Source organism: Pseudomonas sp. GW821-FHT03A09 (assembly GCF_059421065.1).
The window spans coordinates 62,926-83,687 of record NZ_JBWKUX010000002.1 but is presented as its reverse complement, the minus strand read 5'-3'; the positions used below and the strand labels follow the sequence as shown (position 1 = coordinate 83,687).

Genomic DNA, 20,762 nt, shown 5'->3' with positions numbered 1-20,762 from the left:
TCTCGCCTGATTCATGCCGAACCTGAGGCAGATTCATGTTGGCCGAACAAGCGCGACAGCACCAGACGATCCAGCGCCCACACCACGATCAAAGACGCGCCAACAAGAGGAAAAATGATCGCCAGCGCGAGCATGATCACCATCGCGGTTTTCCACTTTGGCAGGTCATGGCGCAATGGCGGAACACCCAATCCGCCAACTGGCCGCCGCTTCCACCAGATCACCACACCGCTGACCGCACTGAGCAGAATCATCAGGCAGATCAGCAGCACGATGATCTGGTTCACCACGCCGAACATCTTGCCTTCGTGCAGCATCACGCCGGTTTCGGTGGTGCGGGCGACAACGTTGTAGTGTTCCCAACGCACATCGGCCAGGACCTTGCCGGTGTACTGGTCCACATGCAGGGTGGCGTCATTGCGCGGGTCATTGGCGAATACCGCGACAGTGAACACGCCGGTGGCCGTAGTGGGGAAGGTGATGCTGTAGCCGGGCTCGACCTTGCGTGCGTTGGCCAGGTCCACCACCTGCTGCAGGCGCACGGTGGGCGCAGCGGGGCCCGAGTGTAGGGTGCCGTGGTTCATGTGTTCGGCGTGGTCGCCGGACATCGGCATCGGCGTGTTCTCCATGGCCCAGGGCACGGTCTGTTGGCTGGCCGTATTGAGGCTGCGTGCCTGTTGGTCGGACTGCGGCACGTTGTTCCACATGGCCGCCGGGAATGTGTTCCACAGTTCGGCGTACTGTTTGCCCCAGAAGCCGGTCCAGGTCATGCCGCTGAGCAGCATCACCAGCAGCAGTGACGCGCCCCAGAAGCCGGTGACCGCATGCATATCACGCCAGAACACACGACCGCGCGCGTTGATGCGTGGCCACAACACGCCCGCCGAGGACTTGCCGCGCGGCCACCACAGGTAGAGGCCCGACACCACCAGCATCACGCCCCACCCAGCGGCTAACTCCACCAGGCGGTCGCCGACGGTGCCGATCATCAATTCACCGTGCAGGGCGCGGGCGATGGCTTGCAGGTTGTATTTGGAATCCTGTTCGCCGAGCACGGTGCCGCGATAGGGGTCGACGAATACCGTCACTTCGCGGCCGTCGTTGTGCATCACGAACTGCGCGCTGCGGGTGGCGTCGGCCGGTGGCAGGTATTTGCTGATCGTGCCTTGGGGGTAGGCGGCCTGGGCGCGTTGCAATTGCTCATCGGCGGTCAGCGTGTGCCCGGCGGCGGGCACGGTGAGCAGGTCGCGGTACATCAGTGGATCGAGTTGGGGTTTGAACAGGTAGATGATGCCGGTGAGGGCCAGCAGCACCATGAACGGGGCGACAAAGAGCCCGGCGTAGAAGTGCCAACGCCAGGCCAGGTTGTAGAAGGAAACTTTTTGAGTGCTCATCAGGTGCTCCGCAAGGCTTGGTTTTTTTGTGTCAGTCAGGCCGTCATCGGGGGCAAGCCCCCTCCCACACTTTTGGTTTGTGAACACCTTCAAATGTGGGAGGGGGCTTGCCCCCGATGCTTTTAGAAGGCCATGTCGACCTTGGTCCACAGGGTGCGGCCGGGTTCCTTGATGGCCTGCGGATCATTGGCCGGGTAGCCGAAGCCCGCGTTGCCGGCGAGGTTCAAGTGCTCGGCATAAGCCTTGCCGAACAGATTGTCGACGCCGGTGCTGACCTTGAAGTTTTTGTTGATGCGGTACGCCGCGTTCAGCGAGAACACGCCAAAACCGCTGCTCTTGTCGAAGTCCTTGCCGACCACGTTGCCCTTGTTCTGGTCGATACGGTTTTGTGCCGCGACCACACGCCACAAGGCACCGGCGCTCCAGTCGTCTTCGCTATAGGTGAGACCGAAACGTGCATCCAGCGGCGGCATTTGCGGCAGCGCCTTGCCGTCACTGGTGTTCTTGCCCCAGGCGTAGGCGAGGGTGGCGTCGGCTTTCCAATGGGGTGTGAGTTTGTACGCCGCGCCCAGTTCGCCGCCCATGATGCGGGCGTCGACGTTGCGCGCCTGGGAGGTGGTACCCATCATGCCGGGCTTGTAGTCGAACAGGATGAAGTCTTGTACCTGGCCGATGTAACCCGAGGCCCAGGCCTCGAGGTCGGCGGTTTTGTATTGCGCGCCGAAGTCGAGTTGGGTGGTTTTTTCCGGCTTCACACCGTCGAACGCATTCACTGAACCGACCGCGCCGGTTTTTGGCGAAAACAGCTCCCAGTAATCAGGGAAGCGTTCGGCGTGGCCCAAGCCTGCGTAGACCGTGGTGGGCGTGTCGGCCAGGTCGTGCTCGTAGCGCACAAAGCCTGACGGCAGGGTGTCGGCACGGGTGTTATCGGCGGTGGGGTTGGGGCGGGACATCATTCCCGAGCCGGTGGTCTGGCGGAAATCCTTGGCCGAGGCGCGGTCCAGGCGTGCGCCGGTAATCAGGCGGTCGCGCTCGGCGGCGTACCAGGTCAGCTCACCGAACACCCCGTAGTTATGGAAGTTGGCGTCCTTGACCCGTGGCAAATCCTTGTAGGTGTCGATGCCCATGCTGCTGCGCTGGCGGTGTTCGTTGGTCTGCGCATCCAGGCCGCTGATCAGTTGCACATCGGCCCAGCGCCAGGTCGCCTTGATCCGCGCGCCGAGGGTACGCCGGTCGACGTTGGAAGCCATCGGCCCGGCCATCATCCCTGTGCCGGATGGCGTGCGCAGCGTGTAGTTGTCCATCACATGATCGGCGTAGTTGTAGTAGACCTGGGCCTCGACCTTATCCAGCACTTCGCCGATGTTGGATTTCTCGAAACGCAGCCCCAGGCTTTCGCGCAGGAACTGCGAGCCGTCCATGCCACGCCCGGCGTAGCGTGCTTCGCCATCGCCGCGGCCGGCGGTGAGTTCCAGCAGGGTGTCGGCATCCGGCGTGAAACCGACGGCCACATCGCCGTTCCACTTGTCGTAGCGCGAGGCGACGGTTTTGTTATTGCCGTCCTTGTAATCGTCGGCATGGGCCTGGTTTCCGATCACCCGTACATAGCCCAGCGGCCCACCGGCCGCGGCGTCGATGACCTTGTCGAAGCGTCCGTTGGAACCCGCCAACACACTGGCGTTGACCCGTGTGCCCAGCTCACCGAACTGCTCTGGCTCGCGGTCGAACAGTATCGTACCGGCCGACGCGCCCGGGCCCCAAAGCACGGTCTGTGGGCCTTTGATCACGGTCAGCTTGTCGTAGGTCTCCGGCGAGATGTACGAGGTGGGCGCGTCCATCCGTCCGGGGCAGGCGCCGAGCATCATGCCGCCATTGGTGAGGATATTCAGGCGCGAGCCGAACATGCCACGCAACACCGGGTCGCCATTGGTTCCGCCATTGCGTACCAGGGCGAAGCCGGGAATGGTCTTGAGGTAATCGCCGCCGTCGCTGGCGGGCACTGGTTGGCGTGGGTCTTTCGGGTTGGTGACCACGGTCAGCGGCGAGCTGGGAGCGATGGCCGTGATCACGGTGGGGCTCAACTCGTGCTCGTCGGCGTGAGCCTGTGGTACCAGCAGTGCGCCGCACAGAACGGCGAAAACAGGGGTGCATCCCAAACGGGAGTCAGCAGGAAACCTGGACATGAAAAATTCCATCAATCATTCGTAAACAACACGGCCAGCAGCCTGCGGCTGTCTGTCTAAAGTCGGCCGGGGTGAAGTAACGGTGTTAAGGGCGCTTACGCGTTGATGGGGGGCGCGCGGCTGCGGGCGCCAGGGAAGATGCTCTGCCGGGCATGGCCCAGGCGCGTGGCGGGGGTGAGGGCGTTGGCGGGCGTTGGGGAGCCCAGGATGACAGGCGAGACGCTGCCGGGCAGGGCGGGGCAACTGAAGAGCAGGTCGCAATAGCCGCATTTGGCCCAGAGCGCGTGGTGCTCATCGGGCGCTTTTTTGTGATGGGAGTCGCCGTAGTCCATCGGCATGCTCATCGACATACCGGCGTGATGATCCATCGGCATCGCTTGGGAAATCAGCGGACCGATAAAAATCATCAGCATGGCGAACAGGCTGATCCAACTGCCGCGCATCACGTGGCGGCGTGGGGACAACCTGGCGCGAGGGGCGCCCATCGAGTGTCAGCTTATTGGGCGTGCATATGCTCGTGGCCGGCCGTTGGCGGTGCTTTCTGCACCGAGACTTCCACCTGCACCTTGCCGGCTTTTTCGAAGGTCAACGTCAGTGGGAACTGCTTGCCATCGGCCAGCAGACTGCGGTCTTTGAGCCCCAGCAGCATCACGTGATAGGCCATTGGCGCGAAGGTCAGGTCTCCCTTGGCCGGCACCGTCACGCTGGGCACTTGTTGCATCTTCATCAAGTCGCCCTGCATCACATGTTCATGCAGTTCGGCCTTGTCCGCTACGGGTGTCTCGACGCTGAGCAGTCGGTCTGGTGTTTCACCGGTGTTATGAATCACGAAGTACGCCGCTACGGTGGGCGCATTGGGTGGCAATTCCTGGGACCAGGGATCGCTGACCAGCAGGTTGCCGGCCTTGTAGTCGTCGGCATTGGCAGCAACGCACACCGGCAACAACAACGCAGCCAGAAGCAGGGAAGATTTGAGCATGGCAGTTCTCCAGAACGGTTCTAAACGCAGTTCACTTGCGAAGAAAATCAGACCGTTGGAGAGGCGCGGGGGTTGAGGCTCGGCCATTGCTGGCGCGGGGTTGGGTTTTGCAGTTGGGGTGGCGGCAGGCTTTTCATCGCATCGAAATGCGTGAGATACAACTGCGGCACATGCCCCGGCACCGCCACCAGTGGCGCAGAACCTGAGCAACACCAGCAATGCTGCATGGTGGAATGATCGTCCGGTTGCGGCGCCGGAATATCCAGCTTGCCCAAGGCAATGGTTTTGAAGCTGGCGCCATTGGACGAACAGAAACTGCCCCACAGCAATTGCTGCACGGGGTCCTGGGACTGTTGCATCGCACTGGCCATCGGCATGGCAAAGGCGTTGAACAGCACTGCAAAGCAGGCGATCCACACAATTGCAAAGCGTTGACGGGCCATGGCGGACAATCCGTAGGGTTAAACGATCAGGTGGGTATTTAGCCTGATCGGGGGGGATAAGTAAAAAGGGGCGGTGTGGTTTGGTGTCGCAGTACTGGATTTGAGGATAGACGGGAACCTGGAATTGCCAATTTTCGATGGGGCGCGAAATTCATGGCCACGCTGAATATTGTGGGAGCTGGCTTGCCTGCGATGCAGACGACACGGTCTTCCAGTTGGATCGAGGTGATACCATCGCAGGCAAGCCAGCTCCCACAGGGGGCAGTGGTGTTTAGAGAACGGTGATTGCCTGTAGCACCGCAGCTACGGTAGTGAACTCTCGATTCACCGCTGCCAACACCGGCCGCTTCAGCACCACCACCGGCACCCCGCGCTCCCGCGCCACTTCCAGCTTCGGCTCGGTGGCTGTGCTACCGCTGTTCTTGCTGACCAACACATCAATGCCGCGCCGTTCGAACAGGGCGCGTTCGTCTTCGATCCGAAACGGTCCACGCGCGCCAATCACTTCACACCGCTCATTCCCCGGGTACACATCCAGCGCACGTAACGTCCAGAATTGCTCCGGTGGAATTTCATCAAGGTGCTGCAACGGCTCTCGGCCCAGCGTGAACAGTGGACGCTTGAAGGGTTTCAGCGCTTCGATCAATTCTGCCCAGTCACTGACTTCCCGCCAATCATCCCCCGCGTGTGGCTGCCACGCCGGGCGGCGCAATGCCCAGCACGGTACGCCGCATGCCCTTGCCGCCTCGGCAGCATTGCGGCTGATCTGCGCCGCATACGGGTGGGTTGCATCGAGAATCAGGCTAATCCCCTCATCCCGAACAAACTGCGCCAACCCTTGCGCTCCACCATAACCGCCAACTCGCACCTGGCAATTGAGATCAGTTGGCACGCGGCCAACACCGGCCAGGCTGTAAACATGTTCCGGGCCAAGCGTACGGGCAATTGCCAGCGCTTCAGTCACGCCACCCAGCAACAGAATCCGTTTCATAACGGCTTGATCACTTCCAGCAAGGTAATCGGCAACGCCTGCCGCCATGTATCGAACTCCCCCAGCGGCTGTGCCTGCGCCACATGGATGCGGGTCAGCTCGCCGCCATGTTGGGCACGCCAGTTCATCAAGGTCATTTCACTTTGCAGGGTCACGGCATTGGCGACCAACCGGCCGCCCGGCCGTAACTGTCGCCAGCAGGTATCGAGCACACCGTCGCGGGTGACACCGCCGCCGATGAAAATCGCATCCGGTGCCTCCAGGTCGCTTAACGCCTCGGGTGCCTTGCCGCGGATCAATTGCAGGCCGGGCACGCCAAGGGCGTCGCGGTTATGTTCGATCAAGTCTTGGCGACCGGTATCGGCTTCAATCGCCAGCGCTCTGCAACTGGGGTGAGTACGCATCCACTCGATACCAATGGAGCCGCTGCCCGCACCCACATCCCACAGCAATTCGCCGGGCATCGGTGCGAGGCGGGCGAGGGTCATGGCACGCACATCGCGTTTGGTCAGTTGGCCGTCGTGTTTGAACGCCGAATCAGGCAGCCCGGCGAGGCGTGACAAGCGTGGGGCATGGATGTCGGCCACGCAGTCGATGGCGACCAGGTTCAAGTCAGCGACTGAGGTGTGCTGCCAATCACCCGCCAAGCTGTCGATACGCCGCTCACCCGTACCGCCCAGATGCTCAAACACGCTCAACCGGCTCGGCCCGAACCCGGCCTCAGCCAGCAACGAAGCAATCAAAGCCGGACTGCTGCCGTCATTACTCAGCACCAACAGCCGCACCCCACCGGACAGGTGGGCATGCAACGCCGCCAACGGCCGTGCAACCACGGACAACGTCACCACTTCCTGCAACGGCCAACCCAATCGTGCCGCCGCCAACGATACAGACGAAGGCGACGGCAGAATCAGCAACTCTTCAGCTGCCACCTGTCGCGCCAAGCTGGCACCCACGCCATAGAACATCGGATCGCCACTGGCCAGCACACATACCGGTTCACCGCGTCGCGCCAGTACCGGTGCCAGTGAAAACGGGCTTGGCCACAACTGGCGTTCGCCACGAATGCATACCGGCAACAAGTCCAACTGGCGCTGGCTGCCTATAATCCGAGTGGCGCGCAACAGGGCATGCCGGGCATTTCTGCCCAGCCCCTTGAAGCCGTCTTCACCGATGCCTACAACCGTCAGCCAGGGCGACATATGAATTCCTTGAACGACATCCGACGGGCAGGCTTTTCATGCCGTCGGACAAAGCAGGCATAATACCGCGCCTTTACCCGTCAACCGGTAGCTTCGTGAACCCAACGCCCGCTGTGAATACCTTGCGCCCCTCGGCTTGTCCGGGGTTGCTGCGTATTGTCCAGGCGTTGGATGGCGGTATTTGTCGGATCAAACTGGCCGGTGGTTCCATTACTGCTGTGCAAGCCCACGCGGTAGCGGACGCGGCGCAGGCCCATGCGGGCGGGGTGATCGAGGCGACCAACCGCGCCAACTTGCAGATTCGTGGGATCGGCACTGAGCAGGATGCCTTGATCGCGAGGCTGCTGGCTGCTGGCCTGGGGCCCAGCAATGCGGCGGGTGACGATGTACGCAACCTGATGCTCAGCCCCAGTGCCGGTATTGACCCGCAGATGCTGTTCGACACCCGCCCGCTGGCGGATCAGATCCTCGCCACCCTGCAAAACCATCCGCGTTTTCATGAGTTGTCGGCCAAGTTCGCCGTGCAGTTGGATGGCGGCGAAGCCCTGGCGATGCTTGAACATCACCATGACCTGTGGCTGTCGGCGTTCGTACGTAATGGCCAGACGCTCCTCGCCTTCGGCCTGGCCGGTTGTCCAGGACTGGATGCGCCGCTGGCGGCTGTGCCATTGGATCAAGGTCACGCTCTGGTGGTGGCGGTGCTGGAAGCATTTCTAGACCTCGCCACCCCGGAACAGACCCGCATGCGCCATCTGCCTGTGGATAACTTGCTGGCCCGTTTAAATCTGCCGCTTCTGCCTATCGACGGCTTCAAGCGCCCGTCCAGCGGCGCTTTTCTGCACCTGGGAACTTATCCACAGGCTCAAAAGAATCAGTTCTACGTTGCCGCCATCGCGCCCTTGGGGCGTCTGGATTCGACAATGCTCAAAGGCATCGCACAACTCGCCAGCGACCACGGCGACGGCACGTTGCGCTTCACCCCCTGGCAAGGCCTGCTGCTGCCTAACGTCGAAAAACCTCATGCCGTGACCCAGCGCCTGGAACAGTTGGGCTTGCTCTGCTCAGTCGACCAGCCTCTGGCGCACATGACCGCCTGCACCGGTTCCAGCGGCTGCGCTAAAGCCTTGGCGGACACCAAGGTCGACGCCGTGCAACTGGCTGCGCTGCATCCCGGCGCGGACGTACACCTGTCCGGTTGTCTGCGTTCTTGTGCCGCTGCGCATGTCGCCCCCGTGACCTTGCTGGCCGTGAGTCCCGGCCACTACGACCTCTATTTTCGCGACGCAGCCCAACCCGGTTTCGGCCGGCTGCACGCGCGCACCCTTTCCATTGAAGCGGCGGGCGCCTTGTTGCGTGCTCGCCCACGGAGCAACACCGATGATTGATTACATCCGCGACGGTCAGGAGATCTATCGCAACTCCTTCGCCATCATTCGCGCGGAAGCCAAGTTGGAACGCATTCCGGCTGATTTGGAGAAACTCGCGGTGCGGGTGATTCATGCCTGCGGCATGGTCGAGGCCATCGATGGCCTGCAGTTTTCCGAAGGTGCTGGCAAGGCCGGGCGCGATGCGCTGGCCGCCGGCGCGCCGATCTTGTGCGATGCGCGGATGGTCTCCGAAGGCGTGACCCGGGCGCGTCTGCCGGCCAACAACGAAGTGATCTGCACCCTGCGCGACGACAGCGTGCCGGAGCTGGCGCGGGAGTTGGGCAACACCCGTTCCGCTGCCGCTCTGGAGCTGTGGCGCCCGCACCTGGAAGGCAGTGTGGTGGTGATCGGCAACGCGCCGACCGCCTTGTTCTACCTGCTGGAAATGCTCGACGCCGGTGCACCGAAACCGGCCTTGATTCTCGGCTTTCCGGTAGGTTTTGTCGGTGCCGCCGAATCCAAGGCCATGCTCGCCGCCGATAGCCGTGGCGTGCCCTTCGTCATCATGCAGGGCCGCCTGGGTGGCAGTGCGATGGCTGCCGCGGCGGTCAACGCCTTGGCCACGGAGGTCGAATAATGCAGGCACGTGGACGTTTGATCGGCTTGGGCGTTGGCCCCGGCGACCCGGAACTGATCACCCTCAAGGCCCTGCGCCTGCTGCGTGAGTCGCCAGTGGTGGCGTACTTCGTGGCCAAGGGCAAGAAGGGCAATGCCTTCGGCATCATCGAAGACCATCTGGTGCCTCAGCAAACTCTGATGCCGCTGGTGTACCCAGTGACCACTGAAGTGCTACCGGCACCGATGTCTTACGAACAGGTGATTAGCGATTTCTACGACGCAGCCAGCGTCGATGTCGCCGCGCATCTGGACGCCGGTCGTGATGTGGCGGTGATCTGCGAGGGAGATCCGTTTTTTTACGGCTCATACATGTACCTGCATGACCGCTTGGCTGAACGCTACGAAGCCCAGGTGATTCCGGGGGTGTGCTCGATGCTTGGCGGTGCCTCGGTGTTGGGCGCGCCGTTGGTGTATCGCAATCAGAGCCTGTCGGTGCTGTCGGGTGTATTGCCCCATGACGACCTCAAGCGCCGCCTGGCGGATGCCGACGCGGCGGTGATCATGAAGCTGGGCCGTAACTTCCCCAAGGTGCGCCAGGTGCTGGAAGAGCTCGGCCTGGCCGAGCGTGCGCTGTATGTGGAGCGCGCCACCATGGCCAACCAGAAAATCGTGGCGCTGGATCAGGTCGATCCGGCGTCTTCGCCGTATTTCTCGCTGATCATCGTGCCGGGTGAAAGGTGGCAAGGTTGATGACTCCGGCGATTGTCATTCTGGGCCAAGGCAGCCTGGCCACGGCGCGTAAGATCCAGCAGGTTTATCCCGGCGCGTTGATCCATGGCCTGACCGGCCGGGTTGACGGTGCGGACCAGGCCTACAGTGAATTCGGCACAACCCTGCGTCAGCTGTATCAACAAGGTACGCCGTTGATTGTGCTGTGTGCGGCGGGCATCGTGATTCGTACGCTAGCGCCGTTGCTGCTGGAGAAAGGCGAAGAGCCTGCGGTGCTGGCGGTGGCTGAGGATGGCAGCGCTGTGGTGCCGTTGCTCGGTGGTCTGGGCGGTGTGAACGTCATGGCGCGGGAGATTGCCGCTGCGTTGAACGTGGCCGCTGCAATCACCACCAGCGGCGAGTTGCGTTTCGGCACCTGCCTGCTCAACCCGCCAAGTGGTTATGAACTAGCGGACCTGGAGCTGGGCAAGCGCTTTGTCTCGGATCTGCTGGCCGGCGAGAGTGTGCGCATCGAAGGTACTGCACCGTGGTTGGATCAAGCCCATTTGCCCCAGGATCAACAGGCGCGTCTGGCGATTCACGTGGGGAGTGCCGAGCGCGCACCGGCGGCCAATGAGCTGCTGATCTATCCGAAGAATGTGAGCGTGACCTGCAAGCCCGGCGCGCAACTGGCCGGTCGTGTGCGCACGGCGTTAAGTGAAGCGGGTATCGCCGTGCAATCCCTGGCGTGCCTGCTGGCCAGTGATACGCAGATGGCTGAAGCGTCGTTGCATGACGCCGCCTTGGAGCTGGGTGTTGCGCTGCGTTTTGTCAGCGTCAGCCAGGATGCCGATATCGTCATCAATGTCGCCGAGCAACCGCTGGACCTCTCGCGCATTGGCCGGCCCCGTGGCCGCCTCGCCGTGATCGGCCTGGGGCCGGGCGCGGCCGAGTTGATGGTCCCTGCCGTCAAGGCTGAGCTGGCGCGCTGCACCGACGTGCTGGGCTACGAAACCTACGTGCGCATGGCCGGCCCGTTCCGTGACGACCAAGTGCAGCATTGCACCGATAACCGCGAAGAAATGCAGCGCGCTCGCCATGCCTTCGAGTTGGCTGCCGAGGGCCGTTCGGTGGTGGTGGTATCGTCCGGCGATCCTGGCGTGTTCGCCATGGCCGCCGCCGTGATCGAGGCGTTGCACGAGTCCCGCGACCCGGCCTGGCATCAGGTCGACCTGGAGATCCTTCCAGGCGTCTCGGCGTCCCTGGCCACCGCCGCCCAGGCGGGGGCGCCGCTGGGCCATGACTTCTGTGTGATGTCACTGTCGGACAACCTCAAACCGTGGTCGATCATCGAAAAGCGCCTGGACCTCGCCTCCCAGGCCGACCTTGCCTTGGCGTTCTACAACCCGATTTCCCGTTCGCGGCCATGGCAATTGGGGCGCGCCCTGGAAATCGTCGCGTTGCACCGTACGCCTGAAACACCTGTGGTGCTGGGCCGTGATATTGGGCGTCCGGGCCAGACCCTGCGCGTCACCACCCTGGGGCAACTGACGCCTGAGCAGGTGGACATGCGCACCATGGTGCTGATCGGTTCGTCCACCACCTGCGTGTTCCCGCGCGCCGGTGGTGGCGAATGGGTGTACACGCCGCGTTGGTATGGCGAAAAACCGACCTCCTGAAAAGGGCTGGATGGCTGCACGAAAGCTCCGAATGACAGTGGGTATTAACCTGCGGTGATTCGGGGCTTTTTCTTTTTTCAGTGACGAAACATGGAAGAGGGCGACATAGCACCCGCAATTGCTGGGCAGCGTTTTTCGAAGCGCCCGCGCGAGCGATGTTTGTTGCCTGGAAAGCCTGGCAACGCCTGGACTAGTGTGGACATAAGCCCCGAGTTGGGGTGCTTGTGGAGAACTGAAAATGGAGCGACATCATAGAAGGATCATTAATGCGAAAAGGCGAAAGTCGATTGCCGCCTACAAGTTGCCGGGGGCACCGGCCAAGCATCCCGCCTTGCCAATCGATACGGAGGATGACAGCAATGCTGCGGTGGTGAACAACGGTGTGATTTCGTTCGTGGAAGGCATGTCTGCGCTGAACCGCGAGTACATCCGCAAGAGCTACCTGCTGGCGAGCAGCTACGTGAGTGAGGTATTGAAGGCCCAGCGAGGTACGGAGGCCTGGTATGACGAATTTATCAAGGTGATGGTCAGCCTGGGCTGGCTGCCGGTGCGCAGCCGTTTTGAGCGGGTCTCAAGCTCGGGTAAAGGCCTGACGGTGCAACTGGCGGCACTGAACATCATTACGGCGATGCTGGCCTCGACTTCCCTGATCGGCCCGTTGCTGGCGACGCTGCCCAAACTGGCGGCCGATGCGCTGGAAGCATTGAAGCAACAACCGGCGTCCTTCGAATTGTTCAAGCGCAATTGTACGGTGCGCCAAGGTGGGGATTTCGGTTTGGCCTCTTGCGCCGAAGTCGACGGCGAACTGACGATGGTGCTGGTGACTTACAGCTCCCATGGGGTGAACAAGCAGGTGGGGTTGCCGTTTTTGGAGTGGGACAGTTCTTCGTTCGAGGCCTTCAGCGGGCAGACCTGCCTGGTGCTGAATACCTCGATGGTCAATGAAAAAACCATTCAACTAATGCGTGAGAGTGCGGGTGACAAGGTGCAACTGGCGATCGCCAAGTACCGGATCTAGGGCACCAGATAGCCGCGCACACCGGTAAAGATGATCTGTGCAGCCAGCGCGCAGACGAACAACCCCATCAACCGACTGACAATCTGCAAGCCCTGGTCGCCGAGGATGCGTTCGATACGGTTGGACAAGTACAGCACCACACCCACCGTGAGGCTGGCCAGGGCGATGCTGAGGATGGCCATGATCTTGTCATCCCAATGAGGTTGGCTGACGCCCATCACCAGCAAGGCGCCGATGGTGCCGGGGCCGACCGTGAGGGGGATGGTCAGCGGCACGATGGTCACGTCCTGCTGCACGTTGTCGGCCTGCACCGCCGACTTGCCCTGGGCCATGCCCAGGGCGGAGATGAACAACACGCTGCCGGCGCCGATGCGGAAGGCGTCCACGGTGATGCCGAACACACTGAAAATCACCCGGCCGAACAGGTAGAGCAGCACGCTCGACACCAGCGTCGCCAACGCCACTTTCCAAGCCAGGCGCCGGCGTTCCTTGCTGGAGTAACCACGGGTCAGGCTGATAAAGCAGGACAGCACGAAGAACGGGCTGTAGAGCACCAGCATTTTCAGGTAGACGCTGAATAACACGTGGAGCATGGGCGTGGCTCGCGATGAGAGAAGTCTGCGGAGTCTATCAGGCGAAACGCTGCAAATGTGGGAGCTGGCTTGCCTGCGATAGCGGTACATCTGCCATATATTCGTTGCCTGGCACACCGCTATCGCAGGCAAGCCAGCTCCCACAATAGACTGCCTTTCAGGTCAGGAGGGAGCGTGTTCCGGGCGCTGTTGACGCTGCGCCACCCAATACTCGACCAGCTCGCGCAACTGCGACAATTCCACCGGCTTGGCCATGTGCCCGTCCATCCCGGCTTGTCGTGCGCGCTCTTTGTGTTCCGACAGAATGTGCGCGGTCAGCGCCACCACCGGTGTGCGAATGCGCTGGTGGCTGACTTCCCACGCTCGCAGTTGTTGGGTCGCGGAGAAGCCATCGAGGATCGGCATTTCACAGTCCATCAACACCAGGTCGTAGCGCTGGGCTTTCATCGCTTCCAGTGCTTCTTCGCCGTTGCTGGCCGTGTCGGGGTTGAGGTTGAGCTTGCCGAGCATGCCCCGAATCACTTTGGTGGAGATGCTGTTGTCCTCGGCCACCAGGATGCGGAAGTCGCTGGGCACGGTGACAGCTGCCGGCACGCTGAGCACGGGGCGCGGTTGGACCACTCCTTTGCTGCGCTGGGTCAGTTCATCGGCCAGGGTGGTCTTGAGGGTGTACCCGGCCACGGGTTTGGCGAGGATGCGTTTGATCCCGCAATTGCGCGCGATGATCTTGCTTGGTGCGTTACTGATGCCGGTGAGCATGATCAGCAGGATGTCATGGTTCAGGCTCGGGTCTTCCTTGATCTTCGCCGCCAGCTGCATGCCGGTCATGCCGGGCATGTTCTGGTCCAGCAGCACGACATCGAAGTAATCACGCAGGTGCGCCTTGGTACGCAACAACGCCAGGGCCTCTTTGCCCGACGGCACGGCGCTCACGTTCAGGCCCCAGGCCGAACATTGCTGGACCAGCACTTTGCGGCAGGTGTCGTTGTCGTCCACGACCAACACACGTGCATCCTTGAGCGGGCCGTCGAGATCGGAGGTCGGGTGTTCCAGGCGTTCCGGGTCCAGCGGCAGGGTCAGCCACAGCGTGCTGCCCTGGTGGCTGCCGCTCTTGATGCCGAACTCGCCGTTCATCAGCAGGATCAGTTGGCGAGCGATGACCAGGCCCAAGTGGCCACTCAAACGGGTGGCCGACAGGAAGTTCTTGCTGTGCAGTTCGCTGTGCAGCAGGGCGTCGCGTTCGGCGGCTTCCATGGGCAGGCCGCTGTCTTGTACGGCAATGCGCAGGCGCGGCTTGGTGCTGCGCTCGTCCAGGGCGACGACGATCAGCACTTCGCCTTCATCGGTTTTTTGCAGGGCGTTTTCCAGCAGGCTGAGCAACGCCTGGCGCAGGCGCGTCGGGTCGCCGCTGATAACGCGGGGCACCTGGGGCTGGATAAAGCTGATCAGCTCGACGTTCTGCTGCTCGGCCTTGGCCCGGAAGATACTCAGGCAGTCATCGATCAGTGCATTGAGGTCGAACTGCACATCGTCCAGTTCGATCTGCCCGGACTCCAGTTTGGAGATATCGAGTATCTCGTTGATCAGCGTGAGCAGTTCATTCCCGGCGCTGTGGATGGTCTGCACGTAATCCCGTTGTTTGACCGACAACGGTGTGCCCAGCAGCAGTTCGGTCATGCCCAGCACGCCATTCATGGGGGTGCGGATTTCGTGGCTGATCTTCGCCAGGAATTCGGCCTTGGCGGCGATTTCGGCGTTGCTGGCCGCCAGGTCGCGGCTGAGGCTGAAACGGGTTTCAACAATCGCACGCTGGCGTTCGCCCAGGGCCAGGCTCATCAGCAGGCCACTGAGACAGATGAAACTCAACAGGGTGACGATCAAACCCTGTGGCGCCACCAGTGTCAGGCCGAGTAGGGCGGGCAGGATGATCAGCGTACCGATGTTGAACACCACCATGGCCGCCACGAACAGGCGTGCCGGGCGGTAGCCCTTCTGCCAGTGATAGGCCGAGACAAACAGCATGCTCAAGCCCGCTAGGGCGACCAAGGCATAGGTGATGATGTTCAGCGGCAAGGTGTTGACGAACAACAGCAGCAGGCCGCACAGCACGATGAACAGGATGTCGGCCATCAACAGCTTGTTCAGTGGGTGCGGCCCGAGGGGCATGAAGAAACGATAGGCAAACATCAGCCCACAGGGCGCGGTCAGCAGCAGCGCGAGGTAGGCACCTGGTGTCTGGACCGCATGCCAGTTCGGGAGCCAGGGCCCGACGAGGTTGAGCAACAGCGCGAGGCTGAGCATCAACAGGACCTCGCAGGCGGCCAGCCATAAGCTGCTACGCGAGCGGTGATAGGCGAATCGCGTGAGGTTGTGCAGGATCAGCATCAACAACACGCCGAACAGCAGCCCGTAGATCAGCGTCTGGTTCTGGTCGGCCGCTGCCAGTACGGCTGGCTCCAGAGTGATATAAGGGCGCAGCTCGTGCTCCGAGACCAGACGCAGGTAGACATCGAGGGGCTTCTGGCTCTGGGGCATCGGCAGCATGAAGTCGCTGCTGGGCAGCGGCCGTTCCGCCTGGGGTTGGCGGGTGCCGGTGGTTTGTTGTTCTACCAGCGTGTCGCCGTCCAGCACGTACAGGCTCAGGTGGGACAGGTCCGGGGCGAACACCCGCAGCACTTGCTCATGCTTGCCGGGTTGCAGTTTGAAGCGTACCCACAACGCGCCGTCCGGTTCCGCAGCGGTAATCCGGTCCAGTTCGATGGGGCTGAATTGATTGGTGTAGCGGGCGGAACGGATGTCACTCAGTTGCAGGTCGGCCTGTTCATCAAGCAATACTGCCCAACCACTGCCTTGCGCCGCGGCCTGGGCCGGAAACAAGCAGAGCAGTGTCAGCAGACTGACTGTGAAACCTATGGCGATCCTGAGCCAGCGCACGGCGAAATCCCTTCGTAGGTTGATGCACGGGTTAACTATGCGCGGGGTGACATGGGTAGGGCAAGGGCCGAAGGCCCTTACCTAACCGAACGGATAGTGTAGCTGTTCAGCTGTTCTCGCCACGTTCACGGGCAATGGCGCGGTAGCCGATGTCTGTGCGGTAGAAACAGCCTTTCCAATCGATTTTCGCGGCCAGCTTGTACGCCTGTTGTTGCGCGGCGTCGACACTGGCACCCATGGCGGTGGCGCACAACACGCGGCCACCGGCGGTCACGACCTTGCCGTCCTTGAGCGCGGTGCCCGCGTGGAACACCTTGCCTTCCAGCGTAGCAGCCGCGTCCAGGCCTTCAATCACATCGCCCTTGGCGTAGTCGGCAGGGTAACCACCGGCCGCCAGTACAATGCCGACGCTCGGGCGTGGGTCCCATTGTGCTTCAACCTTGTCCAGCGCCTGGGCCAGGGCCGCTTCCACCAGCAGCACCAGGCTCGATTGCAGACGCAGCATCACCGGCTGGGTTTCCGGGTCGCCGAAGCGGCAGTTGAACTCGATGACTTTCGGGTTGCCGGCTTTGTCGATCATCAGGCCGGCGTACAGGAAACCGGTGTACACGTTGCCTTCCTCGGCCATGCCGCGCACGGTCGGCCAGATCACCAGGTCCATGACGCGCTGGTGCACCTCGCTGGTGACCACTGGGGCAGGGGAGTAGGCGCCCATGCCGCCGGTGTTCGGGCCAGTGTCGCCGTCGCCGACGCGTTTGTGATCCTGGCTGGTGGCCATCGGCAGTACGTTCTTGCCGTCGACCATCACGATGAAGCTGGCTTCTTCGCCATCGAGGAACTCCTCGATAACCACGCGCGAACCTGCGTCGCCAAAGGCGTTGCCGGCGAGCATGTCGCGCACGGCGTCTTCGGCCTCCTGCAACGTCATGGCTACGATCACGCCCTTGCCGGCGGCCAGGCCGTCGGCCTTGATCACGATCGGCGCACCTTTTTCACGCAGGTAAGCCAGGGCCGGCTCGATCTCGGTGAAGTTCTGGTAGTCGGCGGTCGGGATCTTGTGGCGCGCCAGGAAGTCCTTGGTGAAGGCTTTGGAGCCTTCCAGCTGGGCAGCACCGGCGGTCGGGCCGAAGCAATCCAGGCCACGGCTACGGAACAGATCCACGACGCCAGCAACCAACGGCACTTCCGGGCCAACGATAGTCAGGGAGACGTTCTTCTCGGCGAAGTCGGCCAACTGCTCCAGGGCCAGCACGTCGATGGCGACGTTCTCGCACTTGGCTTCAATGGCGGTGCCGGCGTTGCCGGGAGCCACGAATACTTTCTGGACGCGTGGGTCCTGGGCAACTTTCCAGGCCAGGGCGTGTTCACGGCCACCGCTGCCAATGATCAAAACATTCATTTCAAAAACCTCGGATGACGCAAATTCTTGGGAGCACTGTGGGTCGTTTTTCTGTAGGAGCTGGCTTGCCTGCGATGCGGGCACCTCGGTGTATCAGTTACACCGAGGTGATGCTATCGCAGGCAAGCCAGCTCCCACCTAAAGCCAGTGCCCGCTTGAGACACAATCAATCAGTGACGGAAGTGACGCATGCCGGTAAACACCATGGCGATGCCGGCTTCGTCAGCGGCTGCAATCACTTCAGCATCACGCATCGAGCCGCCCGGTTGGATCACGGCGGTCACGCCTGCCTTGGCGGCATTGTCCAGGCCATCACGGAACGGGAAGAACGCATCGGAAGCCATCACCGAACCGGCTACCTGCAAGCCTGCGTGTTCGGCCTTGATCGCGGCGATACGCGCCGAATTCACACGGCTCATCTGGCCGGCGCCGACACCGATGGTCTGGCGGTTCTTGGCGTAGACGATGGCATTGGATTTAACGTACTTGGCCACTTTCCAGGCGAAGATCAGGTCGTTGATCTCTTGCTCGGTCGGGGCGCGCTGGGTCACCACTTTCAGGTCGGCGCTGCCGATCATGCCAATGTCACGGCTCTGCACCAGCAGGCCGCCGTTGACGCGCTTGTAGTCCCAGGCAGCGGCACGTTCGGCCGACCACTCGCCGCAGGCCAGCAGGCGCACGTTGGCTTTGGCAGCGACGATGGCGCGGGCTTCTTCGCTGACGCTTGGCGCGATGATCACTTCGACGAACTGACGCTCGACGATCGCCTTGGCGGTCTCGGCATCCAGTTCACGGTTGAAGGCGATGATGCCGCCGAAGGCCGATTCGGTGTCGGTGGCGTAGGCCAGTTCGTACGCCTGGCGAATGCCGCCTTCAGCGTCCGGGCTCACGGCCACGCCGCATGGGTTGGCGTGCTTGACGATCACGCAGGCCGGCTTGACGAAGCTCTTCACGCATTCCAGCGCGGCGTCGGTGTCAGCCACGTTGTTGTAGGACAGCTCTTTGCCTTGCAGTTGTGTTGCGGTGGCAATGCCCACTTCGGCGGGCTTGGCTTCCACGTAGAACGCCGCGCTCTGGTGCGGGTTCTCGCCGTAGCGCATTTCCTGGGCCTTGATGAACTGGCTGTTGAAGGTGCGTGGGAACTGGCTGCGACCTTCTGTGCTCAGGGTCTCGGCGGCCTGGTTCACGGTGCCCATGTAATTGGCGATCATGCCGTCGTAGGCTGCGGTGTGTTCGAACGCCTTGAGCATCAGGTCGAAGCGCTGAGCGTAGGTCAGGCCACCGGCTTTCAGGCTTTCCAGCACGTTGGCGTAATCGCTGGCGTTAACCACGATGGCCACGTCTTTGTGGTTCTTAGCGGCGGAGCGAACCATGGTCGGACCGCCGATATCGATGTTTTCGATGGCGGTCGGCAGGTCGCAGCCTGGCTTGTTGATGGTGGCTTCGAACGGGTAGAGGTTGACGGCTACCAAGTCGATCGGCTTGATGCCGTGCTCGGCCATGATGGCATCGTCAGTGCCGCGACGGCCGAGGATGCCGCCGTGGATTTTCGGGTGCAGGGTCTTGACCCGACCGTCCATCATTTCTGCGAAACCGGTGTAGTCCGCGACTTCTACTGCGGCCACGCCGTTGTCCTGCAGCAGTTTGAAGGTCCCGCCCGTGGAGAGGATTTCCACGCCCAGGGCTTCCAGCTCCCGGGCAAATTCGAGGATCCCGGTCTTGTCGGAAACACTGATCAAGGCGCGGCGGATCGGCAGGCGGGTGGTCTGGTCGGTCATCTCAATTTCCATCAAAAGCAAAGGAGTCAGCAAAAAAGGCGACCGGTTTTACGCGGGCGCCTTTCTGGTTTGATTGAATGCTTACAGCAAATCGTACTGCTTGAGCTTTTTGCGCAAGGTGCCACGGTTGAGGCCCAGCAGCTCACTGGCTTTGGTCTGGTTGCCCTTGACGTAGTTCATCACGCTTTCGAGCAAGGGTGCCTCGACTTCGGAGAGCACCAGGTTGTACACGTCCGTGACGGAAGCGCCCTCAAGGTGGGCGAAATAATTGTGCAGCGCTTTCTCGACACTCCCGCGAAGGGTCTGGCCTTCTTCGCTCGGCGTGTTGAGGTGCTGTTTCAAATTGACGTTGTCGCTCACGGGTGTTGTTCCACTCACTAAAGTCTCGGTCATCATCGTCATGCGGCCACCCCCTCTCCGTCCCCTGTCCCCAGGCTCTTGTAACGCTCGCTGAAGAACTCACGAACGTTGGCGCACTGTGCTTCCGTATCATCCAAACGATTGAAGTGGGCGCGAAACTCCCTGGCGCCCGGCAGGGTTGCGAGATACCAGCCGACATGCTTGCGAGCAATGCGTACACCCATCACGTCCCCATAGAAGGCGTGCAGGGCGGCCAGATGCTCTAGCAGAATACGTTCCACCTCGATCAGCTCCGGTGCCGGCAAGACTTCGCCGGTACGCAGAAAGTGTTCGATCTCACGGAAAATCCACGGCCGCCCCTGGGCGGCCCGGCCAATCAACAAGCCATCGGCACCGGTTGCGTGCAGCACGCGCCGGGCTTTCTCGGCAGAGTCGATGTCGCCATTGGCAAACACCGGCATCGACACCGCCTGCTTGATCGCGGCAATGGTGTCGTACTCGGCTTCACCGGTATAAAGGTCGGCGCGGGTGCGGCCATGTACCGCCAGCGCTGTAATTCCTGCCTGTTCAGCAATCTTCGCCACCGTCAGGCCGTTCTTGTTATCCCGGTCCCAGCCGGTACGAATCTTCAATGTAACCGGCACATCCACTGCGGCGACAACGGCCTGCAGGATCTCGGCTACCAACTGCTCATCTTTCAACAGCGCGGAACCGGCGGCCTTGTTGCAGACCTTCTTGGCCGGGCAGCCCATGTTGATATCGATGATCTGCGCGCCCAACTCCACATTGGCCCGGGCTGCATCCGCCAGCATCTGCGCATCACCACCGGCGATCTGTACCGAGCGGGGCTCGGGATCACCTTCGTGGATCATGCGCATGCGCGATTTGCGGGTGTTCCACAAACTCATGTCGCTGGTGACCATTTCCGAGACTACTAGACCCGCGCCCAAACGCTTGCACAGCTGACGAAAGGGCTGGTCGGTGACGCCCGCCATCGGGGCGAGAATCAAGCCGTTCTGCAATGTGTATGGGCCGATGCGTACCGCCGACATAGGACTTCCCTGTTGTGGGGCCGGATCATTAGAGTTCGAAAAAGGGTTGGCATGATACCCGCTC

Annotated in this window: 18 protein-coding genes; 5 read left to right on the top strand and 13 right to left on the bottom strand. The window is 61.8% G+C overall.

Going from position 1 to position 20,762, the window contains the following annotated elements; all coding sequences use genetic code 11:
* Positions 1-11: 11 nt before the first annotated feature.
* The 7 genes from AC07V4_RS03225 to cbiE all read right to left on the bottom strand — a co-directional run bounded on the left by AC07V4_RS03225 (position 12) and on the right by cbiE (position 7,192).
* Positions 12-1,394, bottom strand: a complete 1,383-nt coding sequence (locus tag AC07V4_RS03225) for a PepSY-associated TM helix domain-containing protein (RefSeq protein ID WP_492637248.1) — start codon at positions 1,392-1,394, stop codon at positions 12-14.
* A 122-nt stretch (positions 1,395-1,516) separates the two neighbouring features.
* Entirely contained in the window at positions 1,517-3,577 is a 2,061-nt protein-coding gene (locus AC07V4_RS03220) for a TonB-dependent copper receptor (RefSeq protein WP_492637247.1), read from the bottom strand.
* 95 nt (positions 3,578-3,672) lie between these two features.
* Complete coding sequence (locus tag AC07V4_RS03215; protein WP_492637246.1) at positions 3,673-4,062, bottom strand: DUF2946 domain-containing protein; 390 nt, start codon at positions 4,060-4,062, stop codon at positions 3,673-3,675.
* Positions 4,063-4,073: 11 nt separating this feature from the next.
* A complete protein-coding gene (locus AC07V4_RS03210) occupies positions 4,074-4,556 on the bottom strand; it encodes a copper chaperone PCu(A)C (protein WP_492637245.1) in 483 nt (160 codons plus the stop codon).
* A gap of 47 nt (positions 4,557-4,603) precedes the next feature.
* Positions 4,604-4,999, bottom strand: coding sequence for a DUF2946 domain-containing protein (locus tag AC07V4_RS03205; RefSeq protein WP_492637244.1), 396 nt, complete (start codon positions 4,997-4,999; stop codon positions 4,604-4,606).
* 271 nt (positions 5,000-5,270) lie between these two features.
* Positions 5,271-5,990 carry a cobalt-precorrin-6A reductase gene (locus tag AC07V4_RS03200; protein ID WP_492637243.1) on the bottom strand — a complete coding sequence of 240 codons (720 nt, stop codon included), beginning with the start codon at positions 5,988-5,990 and terminating at the stop codon, positions 5,271-5,273.
* A complete protein-coding gene (gene cbiE, locus AC07V4_RS03195) occupies positions 5,987-7,192 on the bottom strand; it encodes a precorrin-6y C5,15-methyltransferase (decarboxylating) subunit CbiE (RefSeq protein ID WP_492637242.1) in 1,206 nt (401 codons plus the stop codon). Before cbiE ends, AC07V4_RS03200 begins: the two co-directional genes overlap by 4 nt.
* A gap of 38 nt (positions 7,193-7,230) precedes the next feature.
* Here cbiE and cobG point away from each other — a divergent pair, with 38 nt between their 5' ends.
* The 5 genes from cobG to AC07V4_RS03170 all read left to right on the top strand — a co-directional run bounded on the left by cobG (position 7,231) and on the right by AC07V4_RS03170 (position 12,582).
* Positions 7,231-8,577: a precorrin-3B synthase gene (gene cobG / locus AC07V4_RS03190; protein ID WP_492637241.1), complete on the top strand. Its 1,347-nt coding sequence runs from the start codon at positions 7,231-7,233 to the stop codon at positions 8,575-8,577.
* Positions 8,570-9,196 carry a precorrin-8X methylmutase gene (locus tag AC07V4_RS03185; RefSeq protein ID WP_159953946.1) on the top strand — a complete coding sequence of 209 codons (627 nt, stop codon included), beginning with the start codon at positions 8,570-8,572 and terminating at the stop codon, positions 9,194-9,196. The genes cobG and AC07V4_RS03185 overlap by 8 nt, the downstream gene beginning before the upstream one ends.
* On the top strand, positions 9,196-9,927 hold the full coding sequence (locus AC07V4_RS03180; protein ID WP_492637240.1) for a precorrin-2 C(20)-methyltransferase: 732 nt from the start codon (positions 9,196-9,198) through the stop codon (positions 9,925-9,927). Before AC07V4_RS03185 ends, AC07V4_RS03180 begins: the two co-directional genes overlap by 1 nt.
* Positions 9,927-11,564, top strand: a complete 1,638-nt coding sequence (gene cobJ, locus AC07V4_RS03175; RefSeq protein ID WP_492637239.1) for a precorrin-3B C(17)-methyltransferase — start codon at positions 9,927-9,929, stop codon at positions 11,562-11,564. Before AC07V4_RS03180 ends, cobJ begins: the two co-directional genes overlap by 1 nt.
* A 238-nt stretch (positions 11,565-11,802) precedes the next feature.
* Positions 11,803-12,582, top strand: coding sequence for a hypothetical protein (locus tag AC07V4_RS03170; RefSeq protein WP_492637238.1), 780 nt, complete (start codon positions 11,803-11,805; stop codon positions 12,580-12,582).
* On the opposite strand, the gene AC07V4_RS03165 is transcribed toward AC07V4_RS03170, so the two are convergent.
* The 6 genes from AC07V4_RS03165 to dusB all read right to left on the bottom strand — a co-directional run bounded on the left by AC07V4_RS03165 (position 12,579) and on the right by dusB (position 20,698).
* Complete coding sequence (locus AC07V4_RS03165; protein ID WP_060755028.1) at positions 12,579-13,175, bottom strand: MarC family protein; 597 nt, start codon at positions 13,173-13,175, stop codon at positions 12,579-12,581. The two genes, AC07V4_RS03170 and AC07V4_RS03165, sit on opposite strands and share 4 nt — an antisense overlap.
* A 162-nt stretch (positions 13,176-13,337) precedes the next feature.
* Positions 13,338-16,109 carry a hybrid sensor histidine kinase/response regulator gene (locus AC07V4_RS03160; RefSeq protein WP_492637237.1) on the bottom strand — a complete coding sequence of 924 codons (2,772 nt, stop codon included), beginning with the start codon at positions 16,107-16,109 and terminating at the stop codon, positions 13,338-13,340.
* Positions 16,110-16,215: 106 nt separating this feature from the next.
* Positions 16,216-17,508, bottom strand: coding sequence for a phosphoribosylamine--glycine ligase (gene purD, locus AC07V4_RS03155; protein ID WP_492637236.1), 1,293 nt, complete (start codon positions 17,506-17,508; stop codon positions 16,216-16,218).
* A 170-nt stretch (positions 17,509-17,678) separates the two neighbouring features.
* Entirely contained in the window at positions 17,679-19,286 is a 1,608-nt protein-coding gene (purH, locus tag AC07V4_RS03150; RefSeq protein WP_431749080.1) for a bifunctional phosphoribosylaminoimidazolecarboxamide formyltransferase/IMP cyclohydrolase, read from the bottom strand.
* Between the two features lie 81 nt (positions 19,287-19,367).
* The gene (fis, locus tag AC07V4_RS03145) at positions 19,368-19,688 is read right to left on the bottom strand and encodes a DNA-binding transcriptional regulator Fis (protein ID WP_002555375.1); all 321 of its coding nucleotides are present in this window, start codon (positions 19,686-19,688) and stop codon (positions 19,368-19,370) included.
* Complete coding sequence (gene dusB / locus AC07V4_RS03140) at positions 19,685-20,698, bottom strand: tRNA dihydrouridine synthase DusB (RefSeq protein ID WP_016976994.1); 1,014 nt, start codon at positions 20,696-20,698, stop codon at positions 19,685-19,687. The genes fis and dusB overlap by 4 nt, the downstream gene beginning before the upstream one ends.
* Positions 20,699-20,762 lie beyond the last annotated feature (64 nt).

Excerpts from the sequence above, each read along its gene's own strand:
- AC07V4_RS03210 (WP_492637245.1), bottom strand. The coding sequence starts at position 4,556 with ATGCTCAAATCTTCCCTGCTTCTGGCTGCGTTGTTGTTGCCGGTGTGC.
- AC07V4_RS03170 (WP_492637238.1), top strand. The coding sequence starts at position 11,803 with ATGGAGCGACATCATAGAAGGATCATTAATGCGAAAAGGCGAAAGTCG.
- purD (WP_492637236.1), bottom strand. The coding sequence starts at position 17,508 with ATGAATGTTTTGATCATTGGCAGCGGTGGCCGTGAACACGCCCTGGCC.
- AC07V4_RS03205 (WP_492637244.1), bottom strand. The coding sequence starts at position 4,999 with ATGGCCCGTCAACGCTTTGCAATTGTGTGGATCGCCTGCTTTGCAGTG.
- AC07V4_RS03200 (WP_492637243.1), bottom strand. The coding sequence starts at position 5,990 with ATGAAACGGATTCTGTTGCTGGGTGGCGTGACTGAAGCGCTGGCAATT.
- AC07V4_RS03165 (WP_060755028.1), bottom strand. The coding sequence starts at position 13,175 with ATGCTCCACGTGTTATTCAGCGTCTACCTGAAAATGCTGGTGCTCTAC.
- cbiE (WP_492637242.1), bottom strand. The coding sequence starts at position 7,192 with ATGTCGCCCTGGCTGACGGTTGTAGGCATCGGTGAAGACGGCTTCAAG.
- AC07V4_RS03185 (WP_159953946.1), top strand. The coding sequence starts at position 8,570 with ATGATTGATTACATCCGCGACGGTCAGGAGATCTATCGCAACTCCTTC.
- AC07V4_RS03225 (WP_492637248.1), bottom strand. The coding sequence starts at position 1,394 with ATGAGCACTCAAAAAGTTTCCTTCTACAACCTGGCCTGGCGTTGGCAC.
- fis (WP_002555375.1), bottom strand. The coding sequence starts at position 19,688 with ATGACGATGATGACCGAGACTTTAGTGAGTGGAACAACACCCGTGAGC.
- cobJ (WP_492637239.1), top strand. The coding sequence starts at position 9,927 with ATGACTCCGGCGATTGTCATTCTGGGCCAAGGCAGCCTGGCCACGGCG.
- AC07V4_RS03215 (WP_492637246.1), bottom strand. The coding sequence starts at position 4,062 with ATGGGCGCCCCTCGCGCCAGGTTGTCCCCACGCCGCCACGTGATGCGC.
- dusB (WP_016976994.1), bottom strand. The coding sequence starts at position 20,698 with ATGTCGGCGGTACGCATCGGCCCATACACATTGCAGAACGGCTTGATT.
- cobG (WP_492637241.1), top strand. The coding sequence starts at position 7,231 with ATGCCGTCGGACAAAGCAGGCATAATACCGCGCCTTTACCCGTCAACC.
- AC07V4_RS03220 (WP_492637247.1), bottom strand. The coding sequence starts at position 3,577 with ATGTCCAGGTTTCCTGCTGACTCCCGTTTGGGATGCACCCCTGTTTTC.
- AC07V4_RS03180 (WP_492637240.1), top strand. The coding sequence starts at position 9,196 with ATGCAGGCACGTGGACGTTTGATCGGCTTGGGCGTTGGCCCCGGCGAC.
- purH (WP_431749080.1), bottom strand. The coding sequence starts at position 19,286 with ATGACCGACCAGACCACCCGCCTGCCGATCCGCCGCGCCTTGATCAGT.